Genomic DNA, 11,825 nt, shown 5'->3' with positions numbered 1-11,825 from the left:
GCGGGAGCGCCATTTCACAATTTTTGTTCGGTCCGCCTGAAGCGGTTTTGATGACGGGAGGCCCCGATGGCCGCTGTTGTTGACGCCCTGCGCGCATTCTTTGCGCCCACTACATTTGTAATCGATGCCGAAAATCCGGGCGACGTCGTCGCGCGCGAGAACCTGCTCGACCGTGCCATGGGGCCGGAGCGGCGCCGCAAGTCGTCGGAAAAGCTGCGCAGTGGCCGGCTGCCGGCCGAGGGCCTCGCCTTCGTCGCGCGTGATATCGACGGTCATGTGATTGGTACCGTTCGCCTGTGGAACGTCGAAGCCGGTGTCAACCGCGAAGGCCATGCCCTGCCGGCATTGCTGCTCGGTCCGCTCGCGGTCGATCCTGATCATGAGGGCAAGGGCATCGGCGCCATGCTGATGCGGGCGGCGATCGAAGAGGCCAAGAACCGCGGCCATGGCGCGATCCTGCTCGTGGGCGACGCCGCCTATTACGAGCGCTTCGGCTTCTTCGCGAGCCGCACGCAGCACCTCGTCATGCCCGGCCCGTTTGAGCGCAGCCGGTTCCTGGCGCTCGAGCTTCGGGACAACTGGCTTGAGGGCGCTGCCGGCCTGATCGTCGCCAGCGGCCGTAAGCTGACGATGCCGCCGGTCCGCCGCGTGGCTTGAGACCCCTTTCCGCCTCCAACCCTGCGGAGGCGGATTTTTCGCTGCTCCCTCGCTGGTCCGATGCGACCGGTGAGGGGGCAGACGCCTCATGGGCCGCGCGCTCTCTCCCGATGATTTCCTGATCTTCCTTGACAACGCGGTGTCGCTGACCTGTCCTTGCGGACAAGGACTCGTTGCAAGTACATGGAAATCTCCCGCATGGATCCGTTCATTCTCGGGGCAGCGACCCTGCTGCCCTTTCTGCTGACATCCTTCATCATCGAACTGACGCCCGGGCCGAACATGGCCTACCTCGCCATGGTTGCGGCTTCGGAGGGGCGTCGGCCCGGCATGGCGACCGTTGCCGGCGTCGCGCTCGGCCTGGCACTCGTGGGCTTCGCCGCCTCCTTCGGGGTTGCCGAGTTTGTCGGTCAGTCGGACATGCTCTACGGCGCACTTCGCTGGGCTGGGGTCGGCTTCCTGCTCTATCTTGCCTTCGACGCCTGGAACGGCGACGGCGAGGAGGCCGGTCCGAGCGGCAAGCCGGCATCCTTCTATTTTCAACGTGGCCTGATCACCAATCTGCTCAATCCGAAGGCGGCCCTGTTCTTCGTCACCGTCCTGCCGACCTTCGTTGACGACGCGCGGCCGCTGTTGCCACAGAACCTGACGCTTGCTGCGATCTATGTGGGCGTTGCGACTGCGGTGCATGCCGCGATCGTGCTTCTGGCAGGTGCATTGGAGCCGGTCCTCAACTCGCCGTCACGCGAACGCCTGGTGCGGCGCGTGCTCGCACTGATGCTCGCGGCCGTGGCGCTCTGGTTCGGCTGGTCGACGCGACGCTAGGTGCCCGGCAAAAGGACCGACTAGGCGGCGTTTTTTTCCGTGCGGGCGTCGTAGCAGACAAAGGCAAGCTTGTTGCCGTCCGGGCAGCGCACATAGGCTGCGTAGAAGCCTTCTCCGTATTGCGGGCGGAAGCCCGGCTTTCCCTCTTCGCTACCGCCGCGCTCCATAGCGGTTTCGAACAACCGGTCGATCAGCTCGGCGCTTTCCACCAGGAAGGCCGTCATCGCGCCGTTGCCGACCGAGGCGGGGCGCGTGTCGAAGGGGTAGCAGGCGAAGAAGCGCGGCGCCTTGTCGTCGTCCTTTCGGCCCCATGAGGAAACCTGCTCGTCGCAATAGCAGCGTTCCTGGCCGATCAGCGTCATCAGCGGATCATAGAAACGCTCTGCGCGTTTCAGGTCCGTCGTCCCGACCATGGTGTAGCCGATCATGCCTGTCTCCTCGCCTTGCCCGTCTCGGTGGCAAGTCGTCTCACACCTGCTCCAGGCACGCAACAGTGGCAATCGGGATTAGAAGGAGCCACCGATACGCGCAACGATGGTGTTCGCGCTGTGTTGCCGTGGATCGCATGTGCCTCAAGACGAGAAGCGGATGGTGTCCTCGGCGCCGTCCGCCTTTTTGTGCGTTACTGCCCCCTTGAGAAAGGCGCGGCCGCGTTCGGACAGGCGATAGCCGACGGCTAGGCTTTCGGTGAGGCCGAGTTCCTTCAGTTTGCGGATGCGCGTCTTGAGTTTCAGTTTTTCCATGCCGATGGCGGCGCTCAATTCCGTGGCGGTGGTTCCGTCGCAGGCAGCGATCAGCGTGAGCACCGGTATCGTCCAGGCCATGCCCGCGCTGCGGTCGAAGTCATCGAGCTTGCGGCCGATCTCTGCCCGTTCTTCGCTGCCGAAGTCGGACATTTCCCGCAGCGTGATGCGCGGATCGTCGCCGGCTCGGTGGAAGGCGATGCGATAGCAGCGGCCCTCGCGGCGAGCGGCAAGCTCTTTCAAGAGAGCGCCGAGGTCGGCAAAGCCGGCCTTGCGCGCGTCGCCGTCGGTGATTGCGCCTTCCTCGATCTCGTCGATGGCATCGATGGCGAGAACGCCGACTGCGGTGCGCAGCGTACCACCGGCCCTGACCGTCGGCTTCGTCCAGCGTCGGAAGGCCAAGGTCACGTCGCCGCTGGCGATGGCTGCGAGCACGTGCTGACGAAACAGCATTTCAGGCGGTGGCGCGGCGATAGAGGGCGAGCGAGCCGGCGAGCGCCAGTAGCGCGCCGCCACAGAGTCTATCGAGCCAGACGGCGCCGGAGTGCTTGAGGAAGGCCGCGGCCTGTGCACCGAGCAGCGCGTAACCGAACATCACGGCAAGATCGACCGAGGCGAAGACGAATGTCAGGGTGGCATATTGTTGTGCTTGCGGCGCCGCGGCGTCGATGAACTGCGGCAGGAAGGCGGTGAAGAACAGGTAGCCCTTCGGGTTGGTGACGGCGACGAGGAAGCTCTTGACGAAGATGGCGACAGCGGAAACGGGATGACCGGAGCCGCTTGCCTCGGTTGCGACCTGGATCGTCCCTTTCGACCGCAACAGCATGATGCCGAGAAAGGCGAGGTAGGCGGCGCCCAGCCATTTGACGACGGTAAACCAGAATTCGGAGGCGGCGAGCAGGGCGCCGAGACCGAGTGCGACGGCGCCGATCAGCACGAAATCGGAGAGCACGGCGCCGAGCATGCCGGCGATTGCGCGCTTCACGCCATAACGCGAGCCGTTGGTGAGCGCGAGCAGAACCGTCGGGCCCGGTGTCGCGATGCCGATGAAGGCAACCAGCGCGAATGCGAGTATCGTCATGTCGGTCATGATGTCCTCCCTCGTCGTCTCCCGCGCCGTAGTCGTCCCACAGCTTTTGCGCGTGCGCAATCGTCTTTTGCGCCTGCACGATCGCCGCTCTTCCGGGCCAAGTTTGACAGTCGAGACGGCATCCCCTATGGAAACGGCAGGGTGAAGGTCCCTGCCGTCCGCGAGCGTCATGCTTTGGTGAAGTCCTTCTTCGAGACACGGTCAGCCGAAACGGCATGCGAACCGGTGGCAATGCGGGCTCCCATCTCCAAGGAATGCATGCCGCTGCAGGAGACCCTCTCATGACGCGCGGAACAACCACGCTTCCCTCACTCGATGCCCTGAAAGATCAGGCCAGGCGCCTGCGTACCCGCCTTGCTGCCGAAGGCGAAACCATCGGCCATTCCCGCTCGCTTGAATTGATCGCCGCGCAATACGGCTTTCGCGACTGGAACACGCTGCATGCCTCCGTCGGCAACCGGCCGCCCTTCAATCCCTGGATGCTGGGCTCGCGGGTGAAGGGGCGCTATCTCGGCCAGGCTTTCGAAGGCGAGATCCTGTCGGTGCAGGCGCTGACGGCGCAGCCGGGGCGCTATCGCCTGACGATGAAATTCGACGAACCGATCGACGTCGTCACCTTCGAAAGCTTCTCGGCCTTCCGTCAACGGGTCACTGCGACGGTGGATGAGACGGGTCGGACGATCGAAAAAACCTCGAACGGGCTTCCTCAACTCGAACTCGAATGGTGAAACTGGCGCCGGTCGGGCTTTGCGATGCGGATGAGCCCGCTTCCGGTCCGTGCAACGGCTTCCGATCAACGTCCCCGAAGCGCTGCTTCCGGGGACGTTTTCGTTCCAGGGCAGATGGGAGTTGCGGCGTTAAGCGATCGGTCCCTTGGGTCCCTGCGCAAGAGCGCTCGATTCGAGGTTAGTTGCGAATGAGTTGCATTTGCATTATTGATGTAGCTGCAAATGATTTGCAAAAGCATGTGGCGCATTGCTGACCTATGCCATCGCAGCGCGGCGCGTGGCTTATCCAATCGAGAGAGGGGCCAAAAATGGACAAGCCGACGAGACCAGACCTGCTCCGAAGGCGGAGCCTTCTGATGGGCGGGCTGGCGGCGGCGGGCGGGACCGCGATCTGCACCAGCGCCACCTTGGGCCAACAGCAGGCGAGCCATGCCGGTCATGCTGCGCCGGCGGGGGCGGCCGCCCAGGATCCGATGCCCGCCATGGGGCATGGGGCGATGATGACGATCGGCGATGTCGACAGCACCGTCAACGGTTTCGACCCGACCGACATGCTGACCGATTGGGAGACCGGTACGGTCTCGATGCTGCCGGATGGACGAACGCTCAGGACCTTCGAGATGACCGCGCAGGATCGCGACATCGAAATCGCGCCCGGCATCACCTTTCCGGCCTGGACCTATAATGGCCGCGTGCCGGGGCCAGCACTTCGGGCAAAGGAGGGCGAGCGTCTGCGGATCGTCTTTCGCAACTACGCATCTCATCCCCACTCGATCCACTTTCATGGCATTCATGCCGCGCGCATGGATGGCGTGCCGGGTGCCGGCATGGTCGATCCCGGCGATGAGTTCATTTACGAGTTCGACGCCAAGCCGTTTGGCTGCCACCTCTATCATTGCCATGCGATGCCGCTGCGCCGACATATCCACAAGGGCATGTATGGCGCCTTCGTCATCGACCCCGATCCCGAGCGCCGGCCGGAACATGTGGACGTCGCCCGCTCCCGACTGCTCGGCACGCCGGAGAATGCCGGCTGGCAGGAACTGGTGATGGTGATGAACACCTTCGACACCAATTTCGATGCCGAAAACGAGTTCTACGCGGTCAACACCGTCGCTCACGCCTACATGAAGCGGCCGATCCGGATCGTGAAGGGCAAACCGGTGCGCATCTATCTGGTCAATGTCATCGAGTTCGACCCAATCAACTCGTTCCACCTGCACGCCAATTTCTTCGACTATTACGATCAGGGCACGACGCTGACGCCGACATTGAAAACCGTCGATCTCATCACCCAGTGCCAGGCACAGCGCGGCATTCTCGAATTCACCTTCGCCGAGCATGAGCCCGGTCTTTACATGTTCCACCCGCATCAGACCGAGTTTACCGAACTCGGCTGGGTCGGCATGTTCGATGTGGTGGAGGCGCTGGCATGAACGAGACCCTGCCGAGAGCTGCGATCCGCGCGGCAAAGACCAACCTGGTGTGGCTGGCGCTGCCTCTCATCGCCTTTGCCATTGCCGTTGCCTGGATTCTATCGACCGATCCGTTGTCGGGATTCCGCAACGGTGCGCCGCCTATCGAAAACCTGACCTTCGAAAGGACCGTGCTCGACGACAGCGGCCTTCGTCTCCTTGTTCGCGCCGGTGGATCGGAACCGATGACAGTGGCGCAGGTTCAGGTGGATGACGCCTATTGGCAATTCACCCAGGATCCGTCGGGGCCGATCGCGCGGGGCAGGGCAGCGTGGCTGAACCTGCCGTTCCCATGGATGCTGGGCGAGGCGCATGCCGTGAAGGTGGTGAGCAATACCGGGGCCACGTTTGCTCACGACATTGCCGTCGCCGTGCCGACGCCGCAGGCAACGACAGGCCAACTGCGACTGCAGGCGCTGGTCGGCATCATCGTCGGTATCGTGCCGGTGGCCGTCGGCCTGATGTTCTACCCGGTGCTGCGCGGCGTCGGTCGCGACGGCATGGCCTTCCTGCTGTCGCTGACGATCGGCCTGCTAGGCTTCCTGCTTGTCGATGCGAGTGCAGAAGCGCTCGAACTTGCCGGCGAGGCGGCCGCGATCTTCCAAGGGCCGGTCATGGTGGTGCTGGCGGCCCTAAGCAGTTTCCTCCTGTTGATGGCGATCGGGCGGCGAAGCGGTGCGCCGGCCGGGCTTGCGCTTTCCACTTACATCGCGCTCGGGATCGGCCTGCACAATCTCGGCGAGGGGCTGGCGATTGGTGCCGCCTTTGCCGCCGGGTCGGCTGGGCTCGGTACCTTCCTGGTGCTGGGATTTGCGCTCCACAACGTCACCGAGGGCATCGGCATTGCCGCTCCGATCCTGAAAAAGCGGCCGTCCATCTGGGTGTTCATCGGGCTGACGCTGCTTGCCGGCGGTCCGGCTGTCATCGGCATGTGGCTCGGAAGCCTTGCGACCTCGGCGCAGTGGTCGGCGTTGGCGCTAGCGGTTGGTGCAGGGGCGATCCTGCAGGTGATCATCGAAGTCGGTGCCTATCTGATGCGGCAAAGCGAGCGCGGGCGCGACGTGTTCCTGACGCCGCCTGTTCTGGCCGGTCTCGCGACCGGCGCCGCCTTCATGTATGTTACCGCCGCGCTGGTGAAGATCTGAAGCGGGAGCGGGCCTGACGCGGGCGCAGATGGATCAGACGATCGTCTGGTCCATCTCTGCCGCTGGCACCTCGTCGACACGGTGAATGCGCACCACCGTTGCCGGCACGCCCGCTACCGTGGTGCGCGGCGGCACGGGTTTCAGCACCACGCTGCCGGCCGCGACCTTGCTGTAGGCTCCGACCTCGATATTGCCGAGGATCTTGGCGCCGGCGCCGATCATGACGCCTTGGCGAATTTTTGGATGCCGATTGCCGGTTTCCTTACCGGTGCCACCGAGCGTGACATCCTGCAGGATCGAAACCTGGTCTTCGATGACGGAGGTCTCGCCGATGACGATGCCGGAGCCATGGTCGAGCATCACGGCCTTGCCGATGCAGGCGGCCGGGTGGATATCGGGACCGAAGACAAGCGAGGCGAGGTTCGAGAGCCAGTTGGCGATGTCCTCGCGGCCATCGGTCCACAGCCGGTGAGCCGCGCGATAGGTCTGCAGCGCCTGGAAGCCCTTGAGATTGAGGAGGACATGCAAGAGGCCCGGGCAGGCGGGGTCACGTTCCATCACCGCCTGGAGGTCCGCCTCGGCAGCGCGCAGAGCTTCTGCATCGGCGTCGAAGATGTCCGAAAGCAGCTGCGCCAGCGATCGTTCGTCGACGCGGGCAACGGAAAGGCGGGAGGCGAGAACACCTGCGAGCACCGCCGCATCCGGCCGCACCTCGGTGATCAGCTGCAGCGTTTGCTCCATGACCGGCTCGCGCATGGCGAGCGCCCGGGCTTCCGCACGGATGCGGTTCCAGACTTCGCCGTCCACCAGAGGCACAACGGCCGAGCCAGCATAGAGTGGAGCTTCTGCGCCTGCGGTCATTGTTTGCCTGTTATCCCGCGATATCGACGACACCGCAGTCGCCCTCGGCGGAGCCGAAGACGAGCTGCCGGCCGTCCTTGTTCCAGGCCATGGCGGTGATGGCGCCCTTGCCGGGGCGGCGCAGCAGCACTTCCTTGCTGTCGGCAAAGCGCGCGCCGAGGATCATGCCGTCCTGATAGCCGATCGCGACGATGTCTTCGGCCGGATGGCAGCAGACCGAGGTCACCATGATGTCGGCGCGGGTGCCGAGTTCCAGCGGCGCCTTGCCCATCGGGCCGTCCTTGCCCTGGAAGGGCCAGACGATGGCGGCCGGGGCGCCTGAGGAGGCGAGCCATTTGCCCTTGGCCGACCAGGAGACCGACTTCACCTTGGCGGGATAGCCGGTCATGCGCATGTGGCGGGCTTCGGCGCCGGGCTTGGCGTCGAGTTTCCAGCCGTGCAGCGCGTTTTCCTGCATCGTGGTGACGAGGAAGCGGCCGTCGGGCGAGAAGGTGACGCCGGTGTGGGCGCCCTTCCATTCGAGGTCGATCGGCTGGCCCGATGTGCCGACCCAGTGCAACGACACGCCGTTGTAGCGCGCTGCGGCGACGCGAAGGCCTTTCGGTGCAAAGGCGAGGCCCTCGACGGTGCGTTCCTCGGTAAATTCCTTCGTCGTGCCGGCGGCGAGCCGCACATGGGTGGTCTTGCCATAGGCATAGGCGACGGCGCCTTGCGGGCCTGCTGCAACTTGCGCGATCCACTTGCGTGGCGCTTCGGCGACCAGCGAGGTGGTGCCGTCGGCGGCCGTACGCATGACCTTGCCGTCCTCGCCGCCGGTCAGCAGCGTGTCGTTGGCGTCGTCCACCACGAGCGACAGCAGGCCCTCGTGGACCTCCGTCGTCTTGCGGCCGAGGTCGAGGCGATGGATCGCACCAGTGGCTTCGGCGAAGAAGGGGACGCCTTTGAGAAAGGCCACGCCGACGACGTGACCTTCGAGATCGAGGGGAGCGACAGTCGGCATCAGTTCGGCTGCGCCTCGCAGGCTTTGAACGTGCGCTCGAGCTTCTCGCGGTCGAGATCACGGCCGATGAAGACGAGGCGGCTTTCGCGCTTCTCGCCATCCTTCCAGGGGCGCTGGTGGTCGCCCTCGATGATCATGTGCACGCCCTGGACGACGTAACGCTCGGCGTCACCGGCAAAGGCGATGATGCCCTTCAGGCGCAGGATGTTCGGGCCGTCCGTCTGGGTGATCTTCTGGATCCAGGGGAAGAAGCGATCCGGGTTCATCTCGCCGCCGCGCAGCGAGATCGACTGCACCGTCACGTCATGGATCGGCGAGGGCGCGTGATCGTGGTGGTGGTGATGGTCGTGATCGTGGTCGTGATCATGATGATCGTGATCATGGTGGTGATGGTGGTCGTGGCCGCAGTCCGGGCCGCAGGTGTGATCGTGTTCGTGATCGTCCTGGTCGAGGAAATGCGGATCGTTTTCCAGCGCCCTTTCCAGGTTGAAGGCGCCCTGATCGAGGACCTTGGCAAGATCGATGTCGGAGCGCTGGGTGCGGTAGATGCGGGCCGACGGATTGATGACGCGCACGGTCGCTTCGATGCGCTCCAGTTCCTCAGGCGTGACCAAGTCGGTCTTGTTGAGAAGCACGACGTCGGCAAAGGCGATCTGGTCTTCGGCCTCGCGGCTGTCCTTCAGCCGCAGCGGCAGGTGCTTGGCATCGACCAGTGCGACGACCGCGTCGAGCTCGGTCTTGGCGCGCACGTCATCGTCCATGAAGAAGGTCTGGGCGACCGGCACCGGATCGGCAAGGCCGGTCGTCTCGACGATGATCGCGTCGAAGCGGCCGGGGCGGCGCATTAGGCCCTCGACCACGCGGATCAGGTCGCCGCGCACGGTGCAGCAGACGCAGCCGTTGTTCATCTCGTAGATTTCCTCGTCGGATTCCACGATCAGGTCGTTGTCGATGCCGATCTCGCCGAACTCGTTGACGATGACCGCGTATTTGCGACCATGGTTCTCGCTGAGGATGCGGTTCAAAAGCGTCGTCTTGCCGGCGCCGAGATAGCCGGTGAGCACAGTGACGGGGATCGGCTTCTGCGGGGATGTTTCGGTCATGGGAACCTCTAGGATTTCCGGATGCGGCGGGCAGGCATCCAAGTCGGGTTTCATATAGGAGATGCGGCGGCGATGCGCAAATGGCGCGGGCGATTTTGGCGGGCGCGGGCGGATCGCCTCAGCGGTCTGCGATAACCCTCCTTTCATCAAAATCGGAGAGAGTGCGCGGCAGATCCTAGGGGTGCGCGCGTGAAGACGATTTCCATCAACGGCCGGTTCCTGACCCAGCCGCTCACCGGCGTGCAGCGCTTCGCCCGTGAGATGACCCGAGCGCTGGATGTGCGCATCGCTTCCGGGCAGGTGCCGCATGCGCTGAAGGACGCGCGCTGGCGGCTGCTTACTCCGGGCAAGGCTGTCGACGATCTCGGGCTCAAGGCGATTTCGGTCGAGCGGTTCGGCTCCGGACCGGGCCATGTCTGGGAGCAGGGCGCGCTCTATTGGCGCGCGCGCCGCGATACGCTGATCGGCTTCGGCGGCAGCGGCCCGGTGCTGCACGGCGACCAGGTGGTGGTGATCCACGACGTCACCCTGTTTCGCCATCCGGCCTCGTTCGGGCGCGGCTACCGGCTGTTTCATGGGGCGCTCGGTTTCATCCTTGCAAGGCGGGCAAAGCTCGGCACCGTCTCGAACTTTTCGCGCCAGGAGCTTGCCGATGTCTTCCGCGTGCCGGCTGCTGGCATCGACGTCATCTACAACGCGACGGATCACTTCGCGCGACTTCAGCCGGACGAGGGCGTCATCCAGCGGCTCGGGCTTGCCGATACGCCCTTCTTCCTGCTGGTCGGCACGCTGAAGCCCAACAAGAATGTCGAGTTTGCGGTGCGCGCCTTCGAGGCACTTGGTGCCGGCGACCACAAGCTCGTGGTCGTGGGTGGCACCGACCCGACCGTGTTCCGCGATATCGCGCCCACGTCGAAGGGCAACCTGATCTTTCCGGGCCGCCTGACCGATGACGAGATCGCCGGGCTGCAGCGGCGCGCTGTCGCCTTCGTCTTTCCCAGCCTCTATGAAGGTTTCGGCATCCCGCCGCTGGAAGCGATGACGCAGGGGTGCCCGGTGCTCGCCGCCGATATTCCGCCGGTTCGCGAGGCCTGCGGCGATGCCGTTTGCTACTTCGATCCGTTGAAGACGGAGGCTTTGGTCGACGCGATGCGGACGATCTCCGCCGACGAGGCCGTTCGCCGAGATTTGCGGCGTTCCGGCTTTGACAATGCGAAGCGCTTTTCCTGGGACGGGAGTGCGGTCGTGCTGCTCAACATGCTGGCGGCGCAGCACATCTGATCCATTCTGCGCGATTTTGGAGCGTCAAAGGTCGAGAACCCGCATCGGGTCCAGTCGACCCCGGACAAAATCACCAAATGCAATCAGATTGCCCTTGAGCCGACCGCGTCGATCGACGAGGCCTTGCGGTTTGAGGCTGCCGAGGATGTTGGCGGCGAAGTTGCCGCCCATGAGGCGAAGTGCCCATTTCAGTCCGACCGTGCCCTTGTTGCGCAGATAGAGCGGATTTGCGACCTGCGAGTAACCGAAGCGCAGGCCCGAGGTGCGGCCGCGCTTGTTGCCGAGGTGGACGCCGCGCAGCGCCGGCGATTTCACGATGCGCCCGTGCGCGGCCAGACGCCGGCAGAAATCGACATCCTCCTGCCAGCCATAGAGCGGCAGCCGCTCGTCGAAACGGGTGCGTTCGGCGGCAATCGCCGATACGCGGAAGGCCATGTTGCAGCCATAGGCGTTGAAGGCCGGCTGTGTGACATCGTGCGGCTGAGCGCCGGGATCCGTCTCGAGGATCGCCTTGGCATCGGCAATCGATATGCCCGGGCCATGAATGCCGTCGGCCAGAACCAGGCCGGTTGCCACGACGAGATCAGCCTCGCGATCGAACAGCCTTTCAGCCTCGGTAAGAAAATCGCTGCGCGGCAGGAAATCGTCGTCGAAAAAGACGATCAGATCGGCGGTTGTCGCCTGGTCGAGGATGGCGTTGCGCTGTGCGCTGGAACCCTTGTTGCCCGCGACGATACGGGCCTTCAAGGGAAGCGAGCCGATTCTGGCTTCGTCGACGTCCTCCGGCGTGCTTGGGCAGATGACGACGGCGTCCGGTAGTCGCGTCTGCCGCGTCAGATGCAGCAGGGTTTCGGAGAGGACCTCGCGGCGGCCCGCGGTCGCTATGCCGACGACGATGTTCATGGGGCGCTCTCCGC

General features: G+C 64.4%; 13 protein-coding genes. 6 read left to right on the top strand and 7 right to left on the bottom strand.

Annotation, left to right across the window (positions count from 1 at the left end):
- Window positions 1-66: 66 nt before the first annotated feature.
- Both IB265_RS23890 and IB265_RS23885 read left to right on the top strand, forming a co-directional pair.
- Entirely contained in the window at window positions 67-657 is a 591-nt protein-coding gene (locus IB265_RS23890) for a GNAT family N-acetyltransferase (RefSeq protein ID WP_057254566.1), read from the top strand.
- Between the two features lie 198 nt (window positions 658-855).
- Window positions 856-1,482 carry a LysE family translocator gene (locus IB265_RS23885; protein ID WP_057254567.1) on the top strand — a complete coding sequence of 209 codons (627 nt, stop codon included), beginning with the start codon at window positions 856-858 and terminating at the stop codon, window positions 1,480-1,482.
- Between the two features lie 20 nt (window positions 1,483-1,502).
- Here IB265_RS23885 and IB265_RS23880 read toward each other — a convergent pair whose 3' ends face one another.
- The 3 genes from IB265_RS23880 to IB265_RS23870 all read right to left on the bottom strand — a co-directional run bounded on the left by IB265_RS23880 (window position 1,503) and on the right by IB265_RS23870 (window position 3,315).
- Window positions 1,503-1,910 (bottom strand): VOC family protein, encoded by a 408-nt coding sequence (locus IB265_RS23880; protein WP_057254568.1) that lies wholly within the window; start codon window positions 1,908-1,910, stop codon window positions 1,503-1,505.
- 144 nt (window positions 1,911-2,054) lie between these two features.
- Complete coding sequence (locus IB265_RS23875) at window positions 2,055-2,678, bottom strand: hypothetical protein (protein WP_057254569.1); 624 nt, start codon at window positions 2,676-2,678, stop codon at window positions 2,055-2,057.
- A gap of 1 nt (window position 2,679) precedes the next feature.
- Entirely contained in the window at window positions 2,680-3,315 is a 636-nt protein-coding gene (locus IB265_RS23870; RefSeq protein ID WP_057254570.1) for a LysE family translocator, read from the bottom strand.
- Between the two features lie 281 nt (window positions 3,316-3,596).
- On the opposite strand from IB265_RS23870, the gene IB265_RS23865 reads away from it, so the two are divergent.
- From IB265_RS23865 to IB265_RS23855, 3 genes are all read left to right on the top strand, one after another.
- Window positions 3,597-4,043, top strand: a complete 447-nt coding sequence (locus IB265_RS23865; protein ID WP_057254571.1) for a glyoxalase superfamily protein — start codon at window positions 3,597-3,599, stop codon at window positions 4,041-4,043.
- A gap of 308 nt (window positions 4,044-4,351) precedes the next feature.
- Window positions 4,352-5,479: a multicopper oxidase domain-containing protein gene (locus tag IB265_RS23860; RefSeq protein WP_192495203.1), complete on the top strand. Its 1,128-nt coding sequence runs from the start codon at window positions 4,352-4,354 to the stop codon at window positions 5,477-5,479.
- Window positions 5,476-6,663, top strand: coding sequence for a metal transporter (locus IB265_RS23855; RefSeq protein ID WP_057254573.1), 1,188 nt, complete (start codon window positions 5,476-5,478; stop codon window positions 6,661-6,663). The genes IB265_RS23860 and IB265_RS23855 overlap by 4 nt, the downstream gene beginning before the upstream one ends.
- Before the next feature lie 33 nt (window positions 6,664-6,696).
- Here the strand turns inward: IB265_RS23855 and cysE are convergent, their stop codons facing one another.
- Genes cysE through IB265_RS23840 form a run of 3 tightly spaced genes read right to left on the bottom strand, consistent with a single transcriptional unit; the run spans window position 6,697 to window position 9,627 of the window.
- The gene (gene cysE, locus IB265_RS23850) at window positions 6,697-7,524 is read right to left on the bottom strand and encodes a serine O-acetyltransferase (RefSeq protein ID WP_057254574.1); all 828 of its coding nucleotides are present in this window, start codon (window positions 7,522-7,524) and stop codon (window positions 6,697-6,699) included.
- Between the two features lie 10 nt (window positions 7,525-7,534).
- Window positions 7,535-8,524 (bottom strand): WD40 repeat domain-containing protein, encoded by a 990-nt coding sequence (locus tag IB265_RS23845; protein WP_057254575.1) that lies wholly within the window; start codon window positions 8,522-8,524, stop codon window positions 7,535-7,537.
- Window positions 8,524-9,627: a GTP-binding protein gene (locus IB265_RS23840; RefSeq protein ID WP_057254576.1), complete on the bottom strand. Its 1,104-nt coding sequence runs from the start codon at window positions 9,625-9,627 to the stop codon at window positions 8,524-8,526. Before IB265_RS23840 ends, IB265_RS23845 begins: the two co-directional genes overlap by 1 nt.
- A gap of 189 nt (window positions 9,628-9,816) precedes the next feature.
- Here IB265_RS23840 and IB265_RS23835 point away from each other — a divergent pair, with 189 nt between their 5' ends.
- Window positions 9,817-10,908, top strand: coding sequence for a glycosyltransferase family 1 protein (locus IB265_RS23835; RefSeq protein ID WP_057254577.1), 1,092 nt, complete (start codon window positions 9,817-9,819; stop codon window positions 10,906-10,908).
- Window positions 10,909-10,932: 24 nt separating this feature from the next.
- Here the strand turns inward: IB265_RS23835 and IB265_RS23830 are convergent, their stop codons facing one another.
- A complete protein-coding gene (locus IB265_RS23830; protein ID WP_057254578.1) occupies window positions 10,933-11,811 on the bottom strand; it encodes a glycosyltransferase family 2 protein in 879 nt (292 codons plus the stop codon).
- Window positions 11,812-11,825: the final 14 nt, after the last annotated feature.

This window comes from Ensifer sp. ENS10, assembly GCF_014852025.1.
GTDB lineage: Bacteria > Pseudomonadota > Alphaproteobacteria > Rhizobiales > Rhizobiaceae > Ensifer.
Note: the sequence above shows the minus strand (reverse complement) of the source record. Positions and strands in the feature narration are given on the sequence as shown.